General features: G+C 62.6%; 25 protein-coding genes. 8 read left to right on the top strand and 17 right to left on the bottom strand.

Translation table 11 applies throughout. The annotated features are described in order from the left end of the window. Positions 1 to 162: 162 nt before the first annotated feature. The 5 genes from AC1DYO_RS02170 to AC1DYO_RS02150 all read right to left on the bottom strand — a co-directional run bounded on the left by AC1DYO_RS02170 (position 163) and on the right by AC1DYO_RS02150 (position 4036). Positions 163 to 453, bottom strand: a complete 291-nt coding sequence (locus tag AC1DYO_RS02170) for an HPr family phosphocarrier protein (RefSeq protein ID WP_181056806.1) — start codon at positions 451 to 453, stop codon at positions 163 to 165. Beyond that, positions 450 to 851, bottom strand: a complete 402-nt coding sequence (locus tag AC1DYO_RS02165) for a PTS sugar transporter subunit IIA (RefSeq protein ID WP_142868692.1) — start codon at positions 849 to 851, stop codon at positions 450 to 452. Before AC1DYO_RS02165 ends, AC1DYO_RS02170 begins: the two co-directional genes overlap by 4 nt. 164 nt (positions 852 to 1015) lie before the next feature. Further along, complete coding sequence (locus AC1DYO_RS02160) at positions 1016 to 1462, bottom strand: HPr kinase/phosphorylase (protein ID WP_477259833.1); 447 nt, start codon at positions 1460 to 1462, stop codon at positions 1016 to 1018. A gap of 3 nt (positions 1463 to 1465) precedes the next feature. Beyond that, entirely contained in the window at positions 1466 to 3250 is a 1785-nt protein-coding gene (locus AC1DYO_RS02155) for a stimulus-sensing domain-containing protein (RefSeq protein ID WP_477259831.1), read from the bottom strand. A gap of 84 nt (positions 3251 to 3334) precedes the next feature. Then, complete coding sequence (locus AC1DYO_RS02150) at positions 3335 to 4036, bottom strand: response regulator transcription factor (RefSeq protein WP_010912942.1); 702 nt, start codon at positions 4034 to 4036, stop codon at positions 3335 to 3337. 346 nt (positions 4037 to 4382) lie between these two features. Between AC1DYO_RS02150 and AC1DYO_RS02145 the strand changes: the two genes are divergently transcribed. The 3 genes from AC1DYO_RS02145 (at position 4383) to AC1DYO_RS02135 (ending at position 7265) form a co-directional block, all read left to right on the top strand. Then, positions 4383 to 5993, top strand: a complete 1611-nt coding sequence (locus tag AC1DYO_RS02145) for a phosphoenolpyruvate carboxykinase (protein WP_477259829.1) — start codon at positions 4383 to 4385, stop codon at positions 5991 to 5993. Between the two features lie 86 nt (positions 5994 to 6079). Continuing rightward, positions 6080 to 6514 (top strand): alternative ribosome rescue aminoacyl-tRNA hydrolase ArfB, encoded by a 435-nt coding sequence (gene arfB / locus AC1DYO_RS02140; protein WP_477259827.1) that lies wholly within the window; start codon positions 6080 to 6082, stop codon positions 6512 to 6514. A 133-nt stretch (positions 6515 to 6647) separates the two neighbouring features. Beyond that, positions 6648 to 7265, top strand: a complete 618-nt coding sequence (locus tag AC1DYO_RS02135) for an alpha-ketoglutarate-dependent dioxygenase AlkB family protein (RefSeq protein ID WP_477259825.1) — start codon at positions 6648 to 6650, stop codon at positions 7263 to 7265. A gap of 9 nt (positions 7266 to 7274) precedes the next feature. On the opposite strand, the gene AC1DYO_RS02130 is transcribed toward AC1DYO_RS02135, so the two are convergent. The 10 genes from AC1DYO_RS02130 to hisB all read right to left on the bottom strand — a co-directional run bounded on the left by AC1DYO_RS02130 (position 7275) and on the right by hisB (position 14257). After that, positions 7275 to 8270, bottom strand: coding sequence for a phosphatase PAP2 family protein (locus AC1DYO_RS02130; protein ID WP_181056800.1), 996 nt, complete (start codon positions 8268 to 8270; stop codon positions 7275 to 7277). A 166-nt stretch (positions 8271 to 8436) separates the two neighbouring features. Then, a complete protein-coding gene (gene coaA, locus AC1DYO_RS02125; RefSeq protein ID WP_477259823.1) occupies positions 8437 to 9396 on the bottom strand; it encodes a type I pantothenate kinase in 960 nt (319 codons plus the stop codon). Between the two features lie 132 nt (positions 9397 to 9528). Next, positions 9529 to 9852, bottom strand: coding sequence for a phosphoribosyl-ATP diphosphatase (locus AC1DYO_RS02120; RefSeq protein WP_477259821.1), 324 nt, complete (start codon positions 9850 to 9852; stop codon positions 9529 to 9531). A 9-nt stretch (positions 9853 to 9861) separates the two neighbouring features. Beyond that, positions 9862 to 10656: an imidazole glycerol phosphate synthase subunit HisF gene (gene hisF, locus AC1DYO_RS02115; RefSeq protein ID WP_477259880.1), complete on the bottom strand. Its 795-nt coding sequence runs from the start codon at positions 10654 to 10656 to the stop codon at positions 9862 to 9864. Next, positions 10653 to 11489 (bottom strand): arginase family protein, encoded by an 837-nt coding sequence (locus AC1DYO_RS02110; protein ID WP_477259819.1) that lies wholly within the window; start codon positions 11487 to 11489, stop codon positions 10653 to 10655. Before AC1DYO_RS02110 ends, hisF begins: the two co-directional genes overlap by 4 nt. Then, positions 11486 to 12232, bottom strand: coding sequence for a 1-(5-phosphoribosyl)-5-[(5-phosphoribosylamino)methylideneamino]imidazole-4-carboxamide isomerase (gene hisA / locus AC1DYO_RS02105; protein WP_477259817.1), 747 nt, complete (start codon positions 12230 to 12232; stop codon positions 11486 to 11488). The genes AC1DYO_RS02110 and hisA overlap by 4 nt, the downstream gene beginning before the upstream one ends. Positions 12233 to 12234: 2 nt before the next feature. Beyond that, the gene (locus tag AC1DYO_RS02100; protein WP_477259815.1) at positions 12235 to 12525 is read right to left on the bottom strand and encodes a DUF1330 domain-containing protein; all 291 of its coding nucleotides are present in this window, start codon (positions 12523 to 12525) and stop codon (positions 12235 to 12237) included. After that, positions 12525 to 13175 (bottom strand): imidazole glycerol phosphate synthase subunit HisH, encoded by a 651-nt coding sequence (gene hisH / locus AC1DYO_RS02095; RefSeq protein WP_477259813.1) that lies wholly within the window; start codon positions 13173 to 13175, stop codon positions 12525 to 12527. The genes AC1DYO_RS02100 and hisH overlap by 1 nt, the downstream gene beginning before the upstream one ends. 1 nt (position 13176) lies before the next feature. Further along, entirely contained in the window at positions 13177 to 13653 is a 477-nt protein-coding gene (locus AC1DYO_RS02090) for a DUF2628 domain-containing protein (RefSeq protein WP_477259811.1), read from the bottom strand. Positions 13654 to 13657: 4 nt separating this feature from the next. Further along, positions 13658 to 14257: an imidazoleglycerol-phosphate dehydratase HisB gene (gene hisB / locus AC1DYO_RS02085; RefSeq protein ID WP_477259809.1), complete on the bottom strand. Its 600-nt coding sequence runs from the start codon at positions 14255 to 14257 to the stop codon at positions 13658 to 13660. A 228-nt stretch (positions 14258 to 14485) separates the two neighbouring features. On the opposite strand from hisB, the gene hslV reads away from it, so the two are divergent. The 5 genes from hslV to AC1DYO_RS02060 all read left to right on the top strand — a co-directional run bounded on the left by hslV (position 14486) and on the right by AC1DYO_RS02060 (position 18655). Next, entirely contained in the window at positions 14486 to 15037 is a 552-nt protein-coding gene (gene hslV / locus AC1DYO_RS02080; RefSeq protein ID WP_477259807.1) for an ATP-dependent protease subunit HslV, read from the top strand. Then, positions 15027 to 15557 carry a GNAT family N-acetyltransferase gene (locus AC1DYO_RS02075; protein ID WP_477259805.1) on the top strand — a complete coding sequence of 177 codons (531 nt, stop codon included), beginning with the start codon at positions 15027 to 15029 and terminating at the stop codon, positions 15555 to 15557. Before hslV ends, AC1DYO_RS02075 begins: the two co-directional genes overlap by 11 nt. Beyond that, positions 15557 to 16156, top strand: coding sequence for a DUF2585 domain-containing protein (locus AC1DYO_RS02070; protein ID WP_477259803.1), 600 nt, complete (start codon positions 15557 to 15559; stop codon positions 16154 to 16156). Before AC1DYO_RS02075 ends, AC1DYO_RS02070 begins: the two co-directional genes overlap by 1 nt. A gap of 4 nt (positions 16157 to 16160) precedes the next feature. Beyond that, positions 16161 to 17474, top strand: coding sequence for an ATP-dependent protease ATPase subunit HslU (hslU, locus tag AC1DYO_RS02065; protein ID WP_477259801.1), 1314 nt, complete (start codon positions 16161 to 16163; stop codon positions 17472 to 17474). A gap of 224 nt (positions 17475 to 17698) precedes the next feature. Beyond that, a complete protein-coding gene (locus AC1DYO_RS02060; protein ID WP_477259799.1) occupies positions 17699 to 18655 on the top strand; it encodes a DUF1402 family protein in 957 nt (318 codons plus the stop codon). A 31-nt stretch (positions 18656 to 18686) separates the two neighbouring features. Here AC1DYO_RS02060 and AC1DYO_RS02055 read toward each other — a convergent pair whose 3' ends face one another. Together AC1DYO_RS02055 and AC1DYO_RS02050 are read right to left on the bottom strand one after the other, a co-directional pair. Then, positions 18687 to 19925 (bottom strand): NAD(P)/FAD-dependent oxidoreductase, encoded by a 1239-nt coding sequence (locus AC1DYO_RS02055; RefSeq protein WP_477259798.1) that lies wholly within the window; start codon positions 19923 to 19925, stop codon positions 18687 to 18689. Beyond that, positions 19922 to 20236: a MocE family 2Fe-2S type ferredoxin gene (locus AC1DYO_RS02050; protein WP_023744927.1), complete on the bottom strand. Its 315-nt coding sequence runs from the start codon at positions 20234 to 20236 to the stop codon at positions 19922 to 19924. Before AC1DYO_RS02050 ends, AC1DYO_RS02055 begins: the two co-directional genes overlap by 4 nt. Positions 20237 to 20264 lie beyond the last annotated feature (28 nt).

The following is a 20264-nucleotide window of genomic DNA, read 5'->3' as shown; positions in this document are numbered from 1 at the left end:
GCCGGCTTGACTAGCAGATCACCGGTCAGACGACAATGGGATATAAAGAAATCTTTATGCGCGTATGTGTTTGCGGAGCATGATCCCGAAAAGTGGGAGCCGGTTTTCTCGGACAAAACGGGAAACGTTTTGTCCAGAGATCATGCTCAAACAAAAAGAGCTTCAGCACTCTTCGCCGAAGCGTGAAGCGACCAGCTGCTCCAGTGCGTCCATCGCCGCCACGGCCTCGGTGCCGCTGGCGGTGACGCGGATCGAATAGCCGGGGCTCGCCGCCAGCATCATCAGGCCCATGATCGAGGTGCCGCCGACCTTGAGGCCGTCTTTTTCGACATGGACGGTGGCGTCGAAGCCGCTGGCGACCTGGACGAACTTGGCCGAGGCGCGCGCATGCAGGCCGCGCTGGTTGACGATCGGGAACTCGCGCACGATCTCAACCGGCGACAGCGCGTTCATTTGCTGCTCAGGAGCTGGCTGGCGACGTTGATGTATTTGCGCCCGGCGGCCTGCGCCTCGTCGAGCGCGGCTGCCATGTTGTCACCCTTGCGGATCGACGACAGCTTGATCAGCATCGGCAGGTTCATGCCGGCGATGACCTCCGTGCGGCCGGATTCCATCACCGAAATGGCGAGGTTGGACGGCGTGCCGCCGAACATGTCGGTCAGAACGATGACGCCGGTCCCGGTGTCGACGCGGCCGACGGCGTCGACGATATCGCGCCTACGCTGCTCCATATCGTCATCGGCGCCGATCGCCACGGTTTCGAAATTGTCTTGTGGCCCCACGACATGTTCCACGGCATGGCGGAACTCGGCGGCCAGTTGACCGTGCGTTACAAGCACGAGTCCGATCATTCTATGGTGGCTCCCGTCATCGCCGCTTCACAGGCGCTTTTTATGCTCGCCGGCCATCCCAGGCGGCGGGAGCGCTATCTTGTCGACGCGCGGCGCGTTGACAAGCCCAAAATTGCGCCGACCTACGCCATTTTGACGCATTGCAGCAATAATTCGAAACCGGATCATGCGAAAGCTGCGATCGACAGCCGCGCCATTACGGCCGGCAAGGCCGTCGCAACGTTGCGCTCGATGAGATCAATCCGCGGTACCAGACAGCCCACGATCGGCTCGCTGAAATCTTCCTGGAAGCGGTCCCTCGCATGCTTCGGTACCAGCCGGATATGGAGGTCGATCACCCCGCTTGGCTCGAACGACAGCGGCCGTGGCATGAATCCTGGCACTTCTGCGAGGCCGGCAATGGTGGCGGGTACGCGGCAGATCAGTCGCCCGGCGTGAGTGGCCGCAAGCAGCCTGTCGTCCCCGATCAGCCGCGAAAACAGGCCGCGCGCCCGGCAATGGTCGATGAGCACCAGCGCCAGTGTCGTCTTGCCGGCGCCGGACGGTCCGGTGATAAGCACACCGCGTTCGCCGATGAGCAGCGCCGTTCCGTGAATGTTTTCCGCTTTCACGGATCAGCCTTCGGCCGGCAGCGTCACCACGAAGCGCGCACCCTTGATCTCACCGGGCTTGGTGCCCGGGATGTTCTCGGCCGTCAGCGTGCCGCCATGGGCTTCGACGATCTGCCTCGATATCGACAGGCCGAGGCCCGAATTCTGGCCGAACGCCTCGCCGGCCGGGCGGTCGGTGTAGAAGCGCTCGAAGATGCGGTCGATGGTGTCGGCACGGATGCCAGGGCCGTTGTCGTCGACGGTGAAGATATTGACCTTGCCGGCGCGCGCCAGGGAAATGGCGATATGGCCGTGGTCCTCCGGCACGAAGGAGCGGGCATTCTCGATCAGATTGGTGATGACCTGGCCGATCCTGAGGTCGTGGCCGGTGACGAAGTAGCCTTTGACGCCTTGCGGCAGCTTGGCGGCCTTGAACTCGATCTCGACGGCCTTCTTGTTGCGCGTCGCCTCGCGCGACACGGCGACGAGGTCAGTGATGAATTTCTTCAGATCGACGGTCGCGGCATCTTCCCGCGCCAGTTCGGCGTCGAGGCGCGAAGCATCGGAAATGTCGGTGATCAGCCGGTCCAGGCGCCGGACATCGTGCTGTATGATCTCCATCAACCGGCCGCGTGAATTGTCGTTCTTGGCCAGCGGCAGCGTCTCCACCGCGCTGCGCAGCGAGGTCAGCGGGTTCTTCAACTCGTGCGAGACGTCGGCGGCAAAACTTTCGATCGCCTCGATGCGGGCATAGAGCGCATTGGTCATGTCGCGCACCGCGATCGACAGATTGCCGATTTCGTCCTGGCGGTCGGAAAAGTCGGGGATTTCCTCACGGTTCTTGACGCCGCGCCGCACCCGCACCGCCGCCGCCGACAGCCGCCGCAGCGGGTTGGCGATGGTGGAGGCCAGCAGCATCGACAGGATGGCGGTGACAAGTGCCGCAATGCCGAACACGCGCAAAATCGCCTTGCGTTCGGCGGCGACGATCTTGTCGATGTCACCGCCTTCCGTCGACAGCATCAGCACGCCGAGCACGGCACGAAAGCGCTGGATCGGCACCGCCACCGAGACGATCTGCTCGCCCTGTTCCGAGACGCGCACGATGGTCGACGGGCTGCCGGTCAGCGCCTTGACCACTTCGGGGAAGGCCGCACCGTTGCCGCCGGGCTGCTCATGGTAGACAGGCAGGTCCTTGTTGCGGAAGAAATCGAAGACGAATTTCTGCACCCGCTCGAGCATATCCGGCTGCTCGTCCTCGACCGGCGGCAGGTCGTAGCGCAGGATCTGGCCGCGCGAATAGAGATGGCGCGAATCGAGCAGCAGATTGGCGTCGCGGTCATAGATGCGGGCGCGCGTGCGCGTCGGCGAAATCAGCCGCCGCAGCACCGGCGCGACGCGCTCGGGATTGATCGGAAAATCCAGATTGTCGAGCTGGTCGGAGCCCGGCCCCAGGCTTTCACCGGCCTGCAGTTCGAGCAGCTTTTCCGGATCGATGCTGATCGAATCGGTCTCGACCGTCGCCGATGCCGCGATCGCACCGGCAATGATCTCGCCTTGCGTCATCAGGCTTTCGACGCGGGCGTCGATCAGCCCGTCGCGGAAAGTGTTGAGATAGAGGATGCCGGTGACCAGCACGGCGAGGCCGGCCAGGTTGAGGAACAAGATGCGCCGGGTCAGGCTGGAAAAGATGTGATGGCCAAGGAAGCGGCGCATCGGCACCGTGATCCTCGACAGGAATGCGGGCAGAATCCTGGACGGCCGCCTGCCGGCGCCCGCCCGTCTGCCTCGCTCTACGTCCACTGCCATCGAATAGCAGCTCCCGGCTAGTCTTTGGTTTGATGCATGTCGTTGTCCCAAAACCGGGACCACTTTTGGGCGACATGCACTAACTTAAGCTTCGCGGAACCGATACCCGACTCCGTAAAGCGTTTCGATCATTTCGAAGTCATCGTCGACGGCCTTGAACTTCTTGCGCAGCCGCTTGATGTGGCTGTCGATGGTGCGGTCGTCGACATAGACCTGCTCATCATAGGCCGAATCCATCAGCGCATCACGGCTTTTTACCACGCCGGGGCGCTGCGCCAACGAGTGCAGGATGAGAAATTCAGTGACCGTCAGCGTCACCGGCTCGCCCTTCCAGGTGCAGGTGTGGCGTTCCTGGTCCATCACCAGCTGGCCGCGCTCAAGCGAACGGGCCTGCTGGCTGGGCGCCTTTGCCGCAGCCTCGCGGGCACTGGCACGGCGCAGCACGGCGCGCACCCGTTCGACCAGCAGGCGCTGCGAGAACGGTTTGCGGATGAAATCGTCGGCGCCCATCTTGAGGCCGAAAAGCTCATCGATCTCGTCGTCCTTAGAGGTCAGGAAGATCACCGGCAGGTCGGACTTCTGGCGCATCCGGCGCAACAGCTCCATGCCGTCCATGCGCGGCATCTTGATGTCGAGGATGGCGAGATTCGGCGGTCGCGCCGCCAGGCCTTCCAGCGCCGACGCCCCATCCGTGTAGGTCTCGACGCGATACCCCTCGGATTCGAGGGCGATCGAGACCGACGTCAGAATGTTGCGATCGTCATCGACAAGCGCGATTGTTGCCATTTCAAGCGGCTCCCTCATGATCTGTCCCTTCCGTCTTAGAGAAGGGGCTTTTGCAGGACAAATTAGGTACAAAATGTGGCACAGGCTCCATCCGCTGTCGCGCACGGCTTGCCGGCGGCCCCAATCGCACCTCTACACGGATTGGACGAACACTGTGTGCCAATCCTTTGGGCAACCACTGTGATTTTTTGCACATATAAACGATTTAAACAACTTTCAAAATTTTTAAATCGATTAATGATTTGATATCATTCGGGTTTTCTGGTTCTGACCGTCTCAGCCCCCATCGCGGGCATGCCGGAAATGCGCCGGTAAAGTGCGGCGAATCCAGAAGAAGGGACCCTTGATGTCGGAAGTCGGCAAACGCAATTCTGCCTGCGCGATCGATCGTATCGGCCTGAAAACCACCGGCACGGTGCATTATAATTTTGGTGCGGCTGCCCTTTACGAGGACGCGATCCGCCGTGGCGAGGCCAGGTTGACCGCCGGTGGCGCGCTGCTTGCCGAGACCGGCCAGCACACCGGCCGCTCGCCCAAGGACAAGTTTGTCGTGCGCGATGGCACCACCGAGCCACATGTCTGGTGGGACAACAACAAGGCGATTTCGCCGGCCCAATTCGAAACGCTGTTCGCCGATTTCCTTGTCCACGCCGCGGACAAGGACCTCTATGTGCAGGATCTCATCGGCGGCGCCGATGCCGATCTGAAGCTGCCGACCCGGGTCATCACCGAATTCGCCTGGCACTCGCTGTTCATCCGCAACCTGCTGATCCGCCCGCAGGCCGCCGAGCTCGAGGATTTCGTGCCGGAGATGACGATCATCGACCTGCCGTCCTTCCGCGCCGATCCGGCCCGCCACGGCAGCCGCACCGAAACGGTGATTGCCGTCGATCTCACCCGCAAGATCGTGCTGATCGGCGGCACCTCTTATGCCGGCGAGATGAAGAAGTCGGTGTTCACCATGCTGAACTATCTGCTGCCGGAAAAGGGCGTCATGCCGATGCACTGCTCGGCCAATGAAGGGCCGACCGGCGACGCTGCGATCTTCTTCGGCCTGTCGGGCACCGGCAAGACGACGCTCTCGGCCGACCCGTCGCGCACGCTCATCGGCGACGACGAGCACGGCTGGGGCCCGCACGGCATCTTCAATTTCGAAGGCGGCTGCTACGCCAAGACGATCCGGCTGTCGGCCGAGGCCGAGCCGGAAATCTTCGCCACCACGCAGCGTTTCGGCACGGTGCTGGAAAATGTCGTGCTCGATGCCGACCGCGTGCCGGACTTCAACGACGGCAGGCTCACCGAAAACACGCGCTGCGCCTATCCGCTCGACTTCATCCCCAATGCCTCGAAGACCGGACGCGCCAGCCATCCGAAAAATATCATCATGCTGACCGCCGATGCCTTCGGCGTCATGCCGCCGATCGCCCGGCTGACCCCGGCGCAGGCGATGTATCACTTTCTCTCCGGCTACACCGCCAAGGTGGCCGGCACCGAAAAAGGCGTGACCGAGCCGGAAGCAACCTTCTCGACCTGCTTCGGCGCCCCGTTCATGCCACGCCATCCCAAGGAATACGGCAATCTGCTGCGCGAGTTGATCGCCCGCCATGGCGCCGATTGCTGGCTGGTCAACACCGGCTGGACCGGCGGTGCTTACGGCACCGGCAAACGCATGCCGATCAAGGCGACACGCGCCTTGCTGGCCGCCGCGCTCGACGGGTCGCTGAAGGCGGCCGGCTTCCGAACCGACGCCAATTTCGGCTTCGAGGTGCCGGTGGCCGTGCCTGGCGTCGACAGCGCCATTCTCGACCCGCGTTCGACCTGGGCCGACAAGGCTGCCTATGACCGCCAGGCGGCAAGGCTGGTCGGCATGTTCGCCGTCAACTTCGAGAAATTCGAAAGCCATGTCGATGCCGTCGTGCTCGGCGCCGCGCCCCGCCTGCAGGAAGCTGCGGAATAGTCGAGGCATCGTCCCCGACCCATCCTTGAAAAGGCCCGGTTCGATCGGGCCTTTTCTTTTTTGGTCCGCCGCGCCATGACTGCGGCATGCCGATCGACGACATCATCATTGCCGACGAAGCCGTAATCCATCCGGGCGACCTGCACGAGGATTTCATCCGCTCGTCCGGCCCCGGCGGTCAGAACGTCAACAAGGTGGCGACCGCCGTGCAATTGCGCTTCGACGCGGCCAATGCGGCCGGCCTGTCGGAACGCGTGCGCGCGCGCACGATCAAGCTTGCCGGCCAGCGCGCCACCAAGGACGGCGTCATCGTCATCGAGGCCGGGCGCTTCCGCACCCAGGAGCAGAACCGGGCGGATGCGCGGGCGAGACTGACGGCGCTGGTCGCCAAGGCCGCCGAACCGCCGCCGCCACCGCGCAAGAAGACGCGGCCGTCGAAGGGTGCGGTGGAGCGGCGGCTGAAAAGCAAGGCCGGGCGCGGCACGATCAAGAAGCTGCGCGGCCGGGTGGAGAACGACTAAGCACCGGCCGGATGTAGTCCGCCCCCGACGCCTGACCGAAACCGGTCCTGATCGACAGACGGCGGCTTTCGGGTCGCCGTTTTTGTTTGGCGGTGGCATGGTTCGAGTATCAACCGGAGGAAATGGCCAAGCCATGCTCGTTCTGCCCAAAGGCGTCCGCCACATGCCCGGCTATTTGCCCCGCGCGGCGCAGGAAGCGCTGGTCGAAGCGGTCAGGACCATCGTCCAGCAGTCGCCGCTGTTCGTGCCGGCCATGCCGCGCACCGGCAAGGAGATGAGCGTGCGCATGACCAATTGCGGCTCGCTCGGCTGGGTCACCGATAAGGAGCTGGGCTATCGCTATCAGCCGACGCATCCGCTGACCGGAGAGCCATGGCCGCCGATCCCGGACGCGCTGATGCAACTATGGCAGGAGGTTTCGGCTTATCCGCAGCCGCCGGAAGCCTGCCTGGTCAATTTCTATACGCAGGACGCCAAAATGGGCCTGCACCAGGATCGTGACGAGGCCGATTTCTCGGCGCCGGTGGTCTCGGTATCGCTTGGCGACGACTGCCTGTTCCGGGTCGGCCAGACGACGCGCGACGGCGGTACAAAATCGTTCAGGCTGAAAAGCGGCGATGTCGTCGTGCTCGGCGGCGAAGGCCGGCTCTGCTTCCACGGCGTGGACCGCATCTACCCGTCGACCTCGGCGCTGTTGAAGCATGGCGGCAGGATCAATCTGACGCTGCGGCGGGTCAATCGGCCGAGCTGAAAAAAGCCATCACTTGGCGGAGTACGGCACCGCAGAAGCGTTGCGCGACCGCCATTTTGCCTGAAAAATTTCCCGCCAAAACCTTGCTTCAGCGGCGCGTGTGGCGCCAGCATCGGCATCTTGAAAGGATAGACGCGAGAGAAAGATGCAGGCGAGCGCCACGAAAACACCGGCAACGACATCGATGGCGAAATGTCCCCCGTGGCTGATCGTCGATACCGCCATGGCCATATTTAGTAACGCCACCGGGGCCCAAAGATAGCGTGATCCCCATGCCGCCCAGGTACAAAGCACGGCACCGGCGACATGAACTGATGGAAACGTCAGCAATCCCTGAATACGATCCAGGCCCATTTCGAACACAGGTTGGGTGCGCACTGCTCCGAATTCCGAAAGATATGCAACGCCAAAATGAATATTTATGTTCTTTAGGTCTGACTGGTGGAGACCATAAAAATGGAAAGCTCCCTCTGATGGGAACCAGATGCTGATGACGCTCGATACAATAACGATCGCCGCGTAGGCGGAAACCATGGCGCACGCTCTGTTGACACCGCCCGCAAGGGCAAAATAGGCCGGTATCAAGAATAGCTGAGGCCCAAAAGAGGTGTAGGCGCCAAACAATAAGCCTGCCAGCAGCGGTCGGTTGTCGATGGAGACGATGAAGGGCCGCCAGTGAAAACCTATCGCGTGATCCATTGCTGACAGCCAGCCGTCCGCAATCGGAAGATTGAATCGCATGCCCGCGTATGAGATCGGCAGCAGGCCGAAATTGAGGGCTATGAAAAGGAAGATCGTCTCAACGATCGGCTGCAATCCCTTGAGACGACGAAGTCGACAATAGACGACGAGTAGGAATTGCACGCTAAGCAGAAAACCCAGGGGCTTGATGCTGGCGAGGTTTATCTCGGTACGTGTCGCCAGCAGCACCACGAGCATCAGCGACACAGTAGCCAGTGTTACCGTCGCCAGAATGAGAATTGCTCGATTGTTCGCCGCAAACATCGCCCGCCACCTTTGAAAGGCATCCCTGCCCGCCAAACTATAGGCTTGTGACCGCAACCACTCCTGAACGTTACGGTAGCGCGTCTATTGCCTGCCCAAGCCCGCGGATCAGGTGCAACAATAGGCAAGTCTGGGTTAAGATGACTTTAAGTTATAGCCTTGGATCTCACAGTTTCCTGAGCGCCACTTCCTCGACCAGGTGATTGGCGCCCTTGCGCAGGATGAGGTCGGCGCGCGCCCGTGTCGGCACGATGTTCTCGCGCAAGTTCTTCAGGTTGATGTTGGCCCACAGCCCTTCGGCGATGGCGCGCGCGGCGTCTTCCGATAGCTGCGAATAGCGGTGGAAGAAGGAGTCCGGATTGCGGAAGGCCGTCTCGCGCAGCCGCATGAAGCGGGCGATGTACCAGTGGTGGATCAGTCTTTCGTCGGCATCGATGTAGATGGCGAAGTCGAAGAAATCCGACAGGAACGGCACGATCTTGCCGTCCTTCGGCAATTTGCCCGGCTGCAGCACGTTGATGCCTTCGAAGATCAGAATGTCGGGCCGGTCGATGGTGACGAACTCGCCGGGAATGACGTCATAGGTCAAATGCGAATAGACCGGCGCGCGGACATTGCGCTGCGCCGACTTGATGCCCGACAGGAACCTGAGCAGCGCGCCGACATCGTAGCTGTCGGGAAAGCCTTTGCGTTCCATCAGATTGTCGCGCCGCAACACCTTGTTGGGCAGAAGAAAACCGTCGGTGGTGATGAGGTCGACCTTGGGGCTCGACGGCCAGCGCGCCAGAAGTTCCTTCAGCACGCGTGCCGTGGTCGACTTGCCGACCGCCACCGAGCCGGCAATGCCGATGATGAACGGTGTCTTGACCACGTCCAGCGCGTTGAAGAAGGCCTGGCGCTGACGAAACAGCAGCTGGCTGGCCTCGACATGCGCCGACAGCAGCCGCGACAGCGACAGATAGATGCGCTTGACCTCTTCGAGGTCGACCGGGTCGTTGAGCGAGCGCAGACGGTTGATCTCGTCCTCGCTCAGCGTCATCGGCGTGTCGGCGCGGAAGTTCGACCATTGCTCGGCCGAGAAGAAACGATAGGGGGAATATTTCTCGGTCGGAGCGAGCTGGTCCATCGAGTTTCCTGCCCTCTAGAGCATGGTGCCGAAAAGTGTGAAGCGGTTTTCGGACGACATCATGCTCCTTCATCAAGTTTAGAGACGGATTCAGATTTCAGGCCTCGGCCTGAAATCATCCGGCTCTAGCGGTCAACCCTTCGACCGCGAAGCCTTTTCGGCGACGCCCGAACGGCCGGTACGGCCTTCAAGCTCGCGCAGTACGTCGTCCAGCGGCACCCCGGCAATCCCGAGCACGACAAGCCAATGATATATAAGATCGGCGCTTTCGGAAACGAGGGCTTTTTTGTCGCCCGTGACGGCGGCAATCACCGTCTCGACCGCCTCCTCACCGAGCTTCTGCGCGGCCTTGTCCATGCCCTTGGCAAACAGTTTCGCCGTCCACGAGTCCGGGTCGCCGGACTGGGCGCGTTGGGCGATGATTTTTTCCAGGTCGGACAGCGAAAATTCAGCCATTTGCGCCGTTTAAGGCCGATCGACGGATGAGTCCAGCCGCATAGGCAGCCCGGCCTTGGCCATATGCGCCTTGGCTTCGGCAATCGTGTAGGTGCCGAAATGGAAGATCGATGCCGCCAGCACGGCGCCCGCATGGCCGTCGCGAATGCCCTCGACCAGATGATCGAGCGTGCCGACGCCGCCCGACGCGATGACCGGCGCGCGCACTGCATCCGCAATCGCGCGGGTCAGCGCAATGTCGTAACCGGCCTTGGTGCCGTCACGGTCCATCGAGGTCAACAGGATCTCGCCGGCGCCGCGATCGACCATTTTTCGCGCGAATTCGATCGCATCGATGCCGGTCTTTTCGCGACCGCCATGGGTGAAGATTTCCCAACGATCGGCCTCATTGGCAGCAGAAACCTTCTTGGCGTCGATGGCGACGACGATGCACTGGTTGCCGAACTTGTCGGCGGCTTCCGCCACGAAATCCGGGTTCTTCACCGCCGCGGTGTTGATCGACACCTTGTCGGCGCCGGCCAAAAGCAGTTTGCGGATATCGGCGACCTGGCGCACGCCGCCGCCGACGGTCAGCGGCATGAAACATTGCTCGGCGGTGCGGGCGACGACGTCGAAGATGGTTTCCCGGTTGTCGGACGACGCGGTGATGTCGAGAAAGCAGAGTTCGTCGGCGCCGGCCGCGTCATAGGCTTTTGCGGCCTCGACCGGGTCACCGGCATCGATGAGGTCGACGAAATTGACGCCCTTGACGACGCGGCCGTTCTTGACGTCGAGGCACGGGATAACGCGGGCCTTCAGCATCAGCCCTTCTCCATCGTCGCCAGCAAATCGCTGAGCAGTTCGCCGACCAGCGGCGGAACCTCGGCCTGCGCGTCGAAGGCCGGATCGTAGGCCGAGATGGTGATGCCGGATATAGGCAGCAAACCGGCCATGCCGCAGACGGCCTGGCGCAGCTGTTTCGGCTCCGGGCCGCCCGGCGTGGTGTAGCGGTTGGCTTGCAGCGCCTCGGGATCGTGCACATCAAGATCGAGATGCAGGTGCACCCGCTTTGCGTCCGGCGCCTTCAATCTGCCGCAGGCCATGGCCCAGTTGGGGCATTCGGTGCGGATCACCGGCAGCGTCTTCAACAGCTCCGTTTCGGCGGGGTCGAGGTCGCGCGCATTGACCAGCACGCAGCGGGCCGGATCGATCGGTTTGAAGCCGGGGATGGCCGAGGCCATCGGCTTCCAGCACAGGCCCAGAACCGTCGCCAGCGCCATGCCGTCGAGAAAGCCGTAGACGGACGTTTCGGGCGTGTTGAGATCGCCATGCTGGTCGGCCCAGATGATCGCATCGGCATCCTCGCCGGCGACAGCACCGGCTGATGTCAGGCAGTTGCCGGCCAGCACGATGGGAAACCGGCCTCGGTCGATGGCGATGCGGACTTCGCCGGAGACGGCATTGCAGACCGCAAAGCCGGTTGCGATCTCGCGCTCCTGCTCGTCGCCGACCCTGCCGATATCGGTGACGACGACGTCATGCCCGGCCAATGTCAGCGCATCGACGAGACCGCCCGATATCAGCGCGTCCGGTCCCTGGCCCATGCCGCCGTGATAGTGGCCGCTGTCATAGGAGGCGAGGATAATGGAGATTTTCAAGATCGGGTCTCCATTGCCTTGCCCTGCAGCACCGCCAGCGCCTCGGCCGGATCGATGCGCCCGTCATAGAGCGCGCGGCCGGAGATCGCGCCTTCGAGCTTCTTTGCGTCGGGCATGTTCATGCGCACGATGTCGGCGATCGAGGCCAGCCCGCCCGAAGCGATGACCGGGATCGACACTGCGTCGGCAAGGTCGATCGTGGCATCCCAGTTGATGCCGGTCAGAACGCCGTCGCGGTCGATGTCGGTGTAGATGATGGCGGCAACACCGGCGCCCTCGAATTTCTGAGCCAGTTCGATGACGCCGAGGCTGGACGCCTCGGCCCAGCCTTCGACCGCCACCTTGCCGCCCTTGGCGTCGATGCCGACGGCGATCTTGCCGGGGAATTCCTTGCAGGCTTGCTTCACCAGGTCGGGATCGCGCACCGCCACCGTGCCGAGAATGACGCGCGCCAGGCCGCGGTCGAGCCAATCCTCGATCTGCGCCAGCGTGCGAATGCCGCCGCCGAGCTGCACCGGGTTCTTCGTCGCCTTGAGGATGGCTCCGACCGCCGCGCTGTTGACGCTCTGACCCTTAAAGGCGCCGTTGAGGTCGACGACGTGCAACCATTCAAAACCCTGGTCCTCGAAGGCCTTGGCCTGGGCTGCCGGGTCGTCATTGTAGATCGTCGCGGTCGCCATATCGCCGTGCTTCAGCCGCACGCACTTGCCGTCCTTGAGATCGATGGCGGGAAACAGAATCACGGTCAGGCGCCCTCGACAATGACGAAATGGCCGGTCGAAGCGGCAAACCGGAATTTTGATGCCGCCTGATATTCAGGCGATTCGTAGCAGGCAAATGCTGTTTCGTACGACTCGAACTCCACCAGCACATGGCGATTGCCTGTCGGTTGCTCCGGGTTGGCATAGCGCCCGGCCCGCACAATGAACTTCGCGCCATATTTGGCGAAGGCCTTGGCGTTGGCCTCGATGTATTGCTTGTAGATTTCGGGGTCGCGGACATCGACCAACGCGATCCAGTAGCCCTTCTTGCTCATCAGGGTCTCCAGCGCAGGAAATTGGTGATCAACGCCAGGCCGAGCGCCTGGCTCTTTTCGGGATGGAATTGCGTGCCGGCGAGGTTGCCGCGCGCGACGGCGGCGGTCACTGGGCCGCCATAGTCGGCAACGGCCAACACTTCGTCGGCCTTTTGCGCATCGAGATGATAGGAATGGACGAAATAGGCGTGCAACCCTTTGGCTCCGGTCGCAATGCCGGAAAACAGCGGATGCTTACGGCTGAGATCGATGGTGTTCCAGCCGATTTGCGGGATTTTCAGCACGGGATCGGCCGGCGTGATCTCCTTGACGTCGCCGGCAATCCAGCCAAAGCCTTTGGTCACGGTCTTTTCCAGGCCGCGCTGCGACATCAGCTGCATGCCGACGCAGATGCCGAGGAACGGCCGCGCCTTGGCAATCGCCACCTCTTCCACCGCTTCCCACATGCCGGCGACGCCGCGCAGGCCGGCCGCGCAATCGGCATAGGCGCCGACGCCGGGGAGCACGATGCGGTCGGCGCTGCGCACCCGTTCGGCATCGGCGGTCAGCTCGATAGCAGCGGCAATGCCGGCTTCATGCGCGGCGCGCTCGAACGCCTTGGTGGCCGAGCGCAAATTGCCCGACCCGTAGTCGATGATCGCAACCCGCATATCAGACTTTTCCCGGCGTGTGGGTCAGCCCGAGCGTCAGCCCGGTCTGCGCCGGCCGGGCAAGGCTGGCGTCGGGCACGATGCGCGGCATCGGCGCCGGTTCATCGGCGAGTGCCTCGGCATCCAGCGTCTGGCGGATATCGGCATCGTCCTGATTGTCGGCTTGGATGACGCCCCATTCATGCCAGCCGCGGCGGCGAAGTGCTGCGATGCGCAACCCTTGGCCTTCCAGCCCGATATAGAGCGAGACCAGCAGCGACAGCGCCGAGCTCGCCCAATCCAGCCCCAGCCTTTGGCCGAGCAGCGAGATGAGGCCCATGGCGACAAAGGCGAGCGCGGCCTCGACCCACAGCCGGTGCCAGGCGAGCCATAGCGGCGCCAGCAGGAAAGCCAGCCAGGAAAAGCCGTCGCGGACAAAAATAGTTGCGTCGGCCGCCTCGGTGCGGCGTGGCGGTTCCATCACGACATAGATGGCCATCAACCTACCCTTTCAGAGATCCCTTGGTGGAGGGAACCGCGTCCGGCTGGCGCGGGTCGCGCTCCATTGCTGCACGCAGCGCACGCGCCACCGCCTTGAAGCAGGTCTCGGCGATATGGTGGTTGTTGGCGCCGTAGTGGTTGGTGACATGCAGCGTGATGCCGGCATTCTGCGCCAGCGCCTGGAAGAATTCACGCACCAGTTCGGTGTCGAACGTGCCGATCTTCGGCGACGAGAAGGCGACGTTCCAGACCAGGAACGGCCTGCCCGACACGTCGATCGCCGCGCGCGTCAGCGTCTCGTCCATGGCGAGGTCGATCGAGGCATAGCGCATGATACCGCGCCGTTCGCCCAGCGCCTTCGTCAGCGCCTGGCCGATGGCAATGCCGGTGTCCTCGACCGTGTGGTGATCGTCAATGTGCAGGTCGCCCTTGGCCTTGACCGTGATGTCGATCAGCGAATGGCGCGACAGCTGGTCCAGCATATGGTCGAAGAAGCCGACGCCCGTCGACATGTCGGAGATACCGGTGCCGTCGACATGGACCGAGACGGCAATCTCGGTTTCCTTGGTCTTGCGGCTGACTTCGGCGGAACGGGACGCCATGACCTTGTCCTTGTCTGGGGGCAAAACACAGAGACATTGGTTCCAAGCGCTCATTTGCTTGAAAACGAAAGCCTTCTAGCAGCATGATCCGGCGATGGCCAGTTGCGATGCGGGCTTCCGTCGGGCATGCCGGAGGCGGTTTGCAATCGTTAGCCCCATGCATACATATGGCCGATCGAAAATCCCGCGCCAATCGCCTTATTGGGATCGCGCGAATCGGAGCTACAAATGTCGAATGAACTGACCATGCACGCCACGACCATCGTGACGGTGCGCAAGGGCAACAAGGTGGTGATCGCCGGCGACGGCCAGGTCAGCCTTGGCCAGACCATCATGAAAGGCAATGCCAAAAAGGTGCGCCGCATCGGCAAGGGCGGCAACGTCATTGCCGGTTTCGCCGGTGCCACGGCGGACGCCTTCACCCTTCTGGAGCGGCTGGAAGCCAAGCTCGAACAATATCCCGACCAGCTGACGCGCGCCTGCGTCGAGCTCGCCAAGGACTGGCGCACCGACCGCTATCTGCGCCGGCTGGAGGCGATGATGCTGGTGGCCGACAAGTCGGTCTCGCTGGCGCTGACCGGCACCGGCGATGTGCTCGAACCCGAATTCGGCGTCATGGCCATCGGCTCCGGCGGCAATTACGCCCTGGCCGCCGCCCGCGCGCTGATGGACTCCGACAAGGACGCCGAGGAGATCGCCCGCAAGGCGATGCAGATCGCCTCCGACATCTGCGTCTACACCAACAACAATTTCGTCATTGAAACGCTCAATGCCGCCTGAGTCGGCGGTGCTCTATGATTTTCGGCCGGTGACCGAAAGGGACCTGCCGATGATTGCCGGCTGGCTGGGCGAGCCGCATGTCGCGCAATGGTGGGACGATCCGGAGACCGAAATTGCAGGGATTCGGGAGAACATCGACTCGATTTCCGTCGAGCCGCTGATTGTCGAACTCGACGGCAGGCCGATCGCCTACCTGCAGAGCTACGATCCGCATCTGGAGGACGGCCATCCCTATGCCGACCAGCCTTTCGGCACGCTCGGCATCGATCTGTCGATCGGCGTGCCGGACCTCGTCGGCAAAGGCCATGGTTCGGCCATCGTCAGGCAATTCGTCGAACAATTGTTCGAGGAAGGCGCGCCGCGCGTCATCATCGACCCGCACCCAGACAATGGCCGCGCCATCCGCGCCTATGAAAAGGCCGGATTCCGCGCCATTGATCTCAGGCACTCGGAATATGGGGACGTCGTGCTGATGGCCGTCGATGCCGAAGGCGACGTGCAAGAGGGGGGAATGAGTTGATGACGACACCGGGCGGCGACAAAAATTACTTGGCCTACGAAGACAGCTGGCGGATGGGGCTTCTGCTCGTGCTCGCTCTGCTCATCTTCCAGGCCGGCGCGCTATACGGCATGGGCCGCACGCCGATCTGCACCTGCGGCTACGTCAAACTCTGGCACGGCGTGGTGAACAGTTCGGAGAATTCACAGCACATTTCCGACTGGTACACCTTCTCCCACATCATCCACGGCTTCCTGTTCTACGCCTTGGCCTGGTTCCTGTTCCCGCGCTCGCCGGTCGGCCTGCGCCTGGCTTTCGCCGTCGTCATCGAAGGCGGCTGGGAGCTCCTAGAAAACAGCCCGTTCATCATCGACCGCTACCGGGCCGGCACCATTTCGCTGGATTACTACGGCGACTCGATCATCAATTCGGTATCCGACACACTGGCCATGGTGCTGGGATTTGTGATGGCCAGAAAGCTACCTATATCAGTCGTCGTCGGCCTCGCCCTCATCTTCGAACTGGGTGTCGGCTACCTCATCCGGGACAATCTGACGCTCAACGTGATCATGCTGCTGCATCCGTTTGAGTCCATCAAGCAGTGGCAAAGTGGAATTTAGTGATATGACCACCTTCTCTCCCCGCGAAATCGTTTCGGAACTCGACCGCTTCATCATCGGCCAGAAGGACGCCAAGCGCGCCGTGGCCATAGCCTTGCGCAACCGCTGGCGCCGCCAGCAGCTGGAAGGCCAGATGCGCGAAGAGGTGATGCCGAAGAACATCCTGATGATCGGCCCGACCGGCGTCGGCAAGACCGAAATCTCGCGCCGCCTGGCGCGGCTTGCCGGCGCGCCCTTCGTCAAGGTCGAAGCGACCAAGTTCACCGAGGTCGGCTATGTCGGCCGCGATGTCGAGCAGATCATCCGCGATCTCGTCGAGATCGCCATCGGCCTGGTGCGCGACAAGATGCGCGAAGACGTCAAGGCGCGCGCCCACCTCAACGCCGAGGAGCGCGTGCTGGAGGCCCTTGTCGGTAAGACGGCAAGCCCGGCCACCCGCGACAGCTTCCGCAAGAAGCTGCGCGACGGCGAGCTCGACGACAAGGAAATCGAGATCGAGGTCGCCGACACCGGTACCGGCGGCATGCCCGGCTTCGAGATTCCCGGCATGCCGGGCGCCAATATCGGCGTGCTCAACATCAACGACATGCTGTCGAAAGCGATGGGCGGCAAGAAGACCAAGGCGCGCAAGACGACGGTGAAGGAGTCCTACGCGCTGCTGGTCAATGACGAGTCCGACAAGCTGCTCGACCAGGACGAGGTCGTGCGCCGGGCACTCGATGCGACGGAAAATGACGGCATCGTCTTTCTCGACGAGATCGACAAGATCGCCTCGCGCGAAGGCGGCATGGGCGCCGGCGTTTCACGCGAAGGCGTGCAGCGCGACCTGCTGCCGCTGATCGAAGGCACGACGGTGGCGACCAAATACGGGCCGTTGAAGACCGACCACATCCTGTTCATCGCCTCGGGCGCGTTCCACGTATCGAAGCCGTCCGACCTGTTGCCGGAACTGCAGGGCCGCCTGCCGATCCGCGTCGAGTTGCGGGCGCTGGAGAAGGACGATTTCGTCCGCATCCTGACTGAGACCGAGGCCAGCCTGATCAAGCAGTACATCGCGCTGATGAAGACCGAAGGCGTCGACCTGACCTTCACCGACGACGCCATCGATTCGCTGGCCGGCATCGCCGTCGACCTCAACGCCAGTGTCGAGAACATCGGCGCCCGGCGCCTGCAGACGGTGATGGAGCGCGTGCTGGACGAGATTTCCTACGATGCGCCGGACCGCAATGGCACCAGCGTGACCATCGACGCGGCCTATGTGGAAAAGCATGTCGGCGACCTCTCCAGAAACACAGATTTGTCGCGATTCATCCTTTAAACGGGGGCGCCGGATCAGTCCGGCGCCGGTTCAGGCAACAATTTCCGGCAAACTGCATGATGTGTGGCCGGATGGTATCATTGGGCCACCTTTCGTCTTGCCGGGTGCAGGGGCGCTCTCGACTCAACCGGGAGCACTCCCTAGTTTGCGCGGCAATTCTCTAGACGCAATTCCGGACGGAAAACCGTTTCCCACTTTTCCTGGAATTGCTTAGGCGGCGGCGCATGAAAAAACTGATCCTGATCATTCTCGGCTTGACGCTGGCGGCGACGCTGTTCGCCGCCGACGCGGCAACATTGGTGCCGGCGGGCAACCGCAACGCCGTGCAGCCCGACATCCCCGGCGCATCGAGCCGTCGCACCCAGGCCACCAACACCACCTTCCAGGCCAAATACCGCAAGGTGTACGCGCTGCTGCAGAGTGACGCCGAACTGCGCGCCAAGATCAAGAAGGCGGCCGCCGCTTACGGCATCGACCCCTTGCACATCGTCGGCGCCATCGTCGGCGAGCACACCTACAATGTCGACGCCTACGACCGGCTGCAGACCTACTACGTCAAGGCGATCTCCTACCTCTCCAGCAAGCTGTCTTTCGCCTATGACGGCGAGGACATCACCGATTTCGTGCAGCGGCCGGAATTCAAGAAATGCACAATGTCGGACAGCTACGATCTGTGGGAATGCCGTGAGCAGGTGTGGAATCGTTCTTTCCGTGGCAAGACCGTCGGCGGCACAAGCTTTCCCAACGACCGCTTCGGCGCCACCTTCTTCCAGCCCTATTATGCCGGCCAGACCTTTGGCCTTGGCCAACTCAACCCGCTGACCGCACTGCAGATGAGCGATCTCGTGCACAAGGTTTCGGGGCTGCCCGAGCTCGACGTCAGCGATCCGAATGGGGTCTACAAGACGATCATGGATCCGGACCTGACGCTGCCTTACGTCGCGGCGACGATCAAAAAGTCGATCGACGCCTATAAGAGCATTGCTGGCTTCGACATTTCTGGCAATCCGGGGCTGACCGCCACGCTTTACAATGTCGGCAATCCCGAGCAGCGCGCCTATGCGCTGAAGGCCGAAAACGACAAGCGCCGCGCGGCCGGTGAGCCGGAAAAGCTGCCGGAAGAGAATTATTACGGCTGGCTGGTCAACGACAAGCTGGACGAGCTGAAGGCGCTGTTTTAGGGGCGCGCGAAGCTCAGGGCGCCGGTGCCACTCACGCCGCCAGCAACGACTTCAGCTTCACATCCTGCGACCCCAGCGCTTCCGGCGACGGCTTTGCCCGTTTGGCGATCAGCATCTCGGCCAGGCGGATGTCGCGCGCCACCGCATTTCCCGTACCGATGCCGCTGGCCGCCACCAGCCTGCCGTCCTCGGCCAGATGAAACAGGATGAAGGCGCCGTCTCCGAGGTCGCGGCGCACCGTCGTCTTGCCTTCGTCGGAAAGCCCTGCGATCTGCAGCGACAGGCCATACTGATCCGACCAGAACCACGGCACGGCTGCATGCGCCTCGCCGGCGCCCAGCATGTTCCTGGCCGCCAGCGCGCCCTGTTCCTGGGCGTTGCGCCAGGCCTCCAGCCGCACACGACGGCCGCCATAGACAGCGAGTGGAAACGAACAGCAGTCGCCGGCCGCGAAGATGTCCGGGTCACCAGTGCTCAGCGTGGCGTCGACGGCAATGCCGTTATCGATGGTCAGGCCCGCTTCTGCGGCAAGCCCGGCCACCGGCATGGCGCCGATGCCGATGATGGCGAGATCGGCAACGATTTCCTGTCCATCGGCGAGCGTGATTCGGACCTCTGCGTCGTTGTCGGCGATGGTAGCGATGCCTTGGCCGGTGAGGATTTTCACGCCCTCGCTTTCATGCACCGCATGGATGACTTCAGCGATCTCCGCCGGCACGCCACGCATCAGGATGCGCGGTTGCGCTTCGATGACGGTGACCGCCGCCTCGAGCTTGCGCGCCGACGCGGCCAGCTCCAACCCGATGAAGCCGCCGCCAATGATCGCGATACGGTTTGCGGAGCTGAGGTGGCTGCGAATGGCGAGTGCGTCGGCGAAGGTGCGAAGGTAGACGCAGCGCGACCCCAATCCCGGCATAGGCAGCTTGCGCGGTGTCGAGCCGGTCGCCAGCAGCAGCTTGTCGTAGGGCAGGACGGAGCCGTCGGTCAGCCGCACCGTATGCGCCGTGCGGTCGATCGCCACCGCTTGAACCGAACGGATATGCCGGATCGCGCGTTCGGCCAGCACCGCGTCGCTGGCGATCGCCTTGATCTCGGGCGCATCGCTAATCATCGCATCCTTGGACAGAGGCGGGCGTTCATAGGGCAGATGCGGTTCGTCGCCGACCAGGGTCACCGGACCGTCATAGCCGAGATCGCGCAGTGCAAGGGCCGCCCGCCCGCCACATTCGCCGGCGCCGATAATGACCATCCCAGCTTGCATCACCATCATCCAATCTGGATCAGCACTTTGCCGGCCTCGACCTTCACCGGATAGGTCGCGAGGTTGACGCAGACCGGCGCGCCGCGCGCCGCCCCGGTCTTGTAATTGAAGCGGCCATTGTGTTTTGGGCATTCGATGATGTCGTCCATCACCAGCCCATCGGCCAGATGCACCTTCTCATGCGTGCACAGGCCATCCGTGGCGAAATAATCATCGTCGGGGCTGCGATAGATGGCGAAGGTCCGACCGCCATGATCGAAGCGCATGACATCCTCTTCATCGATATCGCCGGCCGCGCAGGCCTCGACCCAGTCGCTCATGCGTTCCTCCCAAAAGCAATTCCAGGAA

It is taken from the genome of Mesorhizobium sp. P2_F5, from assembly GCF_056403715.1.
Note: the sequence above shows the minus strand (reverse complement) of the source record. Positions and strands in the feature narration are given on the sequence as shown.

Bases quoted from the DNA above. Each gene is read 5' to 3' on its own strand.
- AC1DYO_RS02170 (WP_181056806.1), bottom strand. From the start codon at position 453: ATGAACGCGCTGTCGCCGGTTGAGATCGTGCGCGAGTTCCCGATCGTC.
- hslU (WP_477259801.1), top strand. From the start codon at position 16,161: ATGACCACCTTCTCTCCCCGCGAAATCGTTTCGGAACTCGACCGCTTC.
- hslV (WP_477259807.1), top strand. From the start codon at position 14,486: ATGTCGAATGAACTGACCATGCACGCCACGACCATCGTGACGGTGCGC.
- AC1DYO_RS02070 (WP_477259803.1), top strand. From the start codon at position 15,557: ATGACGACACCGGGCGGCGACAAAAATTACTTGGCCTACGAAGACAGC.
- AC1DYO_RS02130 (WP_181056800.1), bottom strand. From the start codon at position 8,270: ATGTTTGCGGCGAACAATCGAGCAATTCTCATTCTGGCGACGGTAACA.
- hisH (WP_477259813.1), bottom strand. From the start codon at position 13,175: ATGCGGGTTGCGATCATCGACTACGGGTCGGGCAATTTGCGCTCGGCC.
- AC1DYO_RS02145 (WP_477259829.1), top strand. From the start codon at position 4,383: ATGTCGGAAGTCGGCAAACGCAATTCTGCCTGCGCGATCGATCGTATC.
- AC1DYO_RS02135 (WP_477259825.1), top strand. From the start codon at position 6,648: ATGCTCGTTCTGCCCAAAGGCGTCCGCCACATGCCCGGCTATTTGCCC.
- hisB (WP_477259809.1), bottom strand. From the start codon at position 14,257: ATGGCGTCCCGTTCCGCCGAAGTCAGCCGCAAGACCAAGGAAACCGAG.
- AC1DYO_RS02050 (WP_023744927.1), bottom strand. From the start codon at position 20,236: ATGAGCGACTGGGTCGAGGCCTGCGCGGCCGGCGATATCGATGAAGAG.
- AC1DYO_RS02055 (WP_477259798.1), bottom strand. From the start codon at position 19,925: ATGATGGTGATGCAAGCTGGGATGGTCATTATCGGCGCCGGCGAATGT.
- AC1DYO_RS02165 (WP_142868692.1), bottom strand. From the start codon at position 851: ATGATCGGACTCGTGCTTGTAACGCACGGTCAACTGGCCGCCGAGTTC.
- AC1DYO_RS02100 (WP_477259815.1), bottom strand. From the start codon at position 12,525: ATGAGCAAGAAGGGCTACTGGATCGCGTTGGTCGATGTCCGCGACCCC.
- AC1DYO_RS02075 (WP_477259805.1), top strand. From the start codon at position 15,027: ATGCCGCCTGAGTCGGCGGTGCTCTATGATTTTCGGCCGGTGACCGAA.
- AC1DYO_RS02120 (WP_477259821.1), bottom strand. From the start codon at position 9,852: ATGGCTGAATTTTCGCTGTCCGACCTGGAAAAAATCATCGCCCAACGC.
- AC1DYO_RS02060 (WP_477259799.1), top strand. From the start codon at position 17,699: ATGAAAAAACTGATCCTGATCATTCTCGGCTTGACGCTGGCGGCGACG.
- AC1DYO_RS02150 (WP_010912942.1), bottom strand. From the start codon at position 4,036: ATGGCAACAATCGCGCTTGTCGATGACGATCGCAACATTCTGACGTCG.
- AC1DYO_RS02090 (WP_477259811.1), bottom strand. From the start codon at position 13,653: ATGGCCATCTATGTCGTGATGGAACCGCCACGCCGCACCGAGGCGGCC.
- AC1DYO_RS02155 (WP_477259831.1), bottom strand. From the start codon at position 3,250: ATGGCAGTGGACGTAGAGCGAGGCAGACGGGCGGGCGCCGGCAGGCGG.
- arfB (WP_477259827.1), top strand. From the start codon at position 6,080: ATGCCGATCGACGACATCATCATTGCCGACGAAGCCGTAATCCATCCG.
- coaA (WP_477259823.1), bottom strand. From the start codon at position 9,396: ATGGACCAGCTCGCTCCGACCGAGAAATATTCCCCCTATCGTTTCTTC.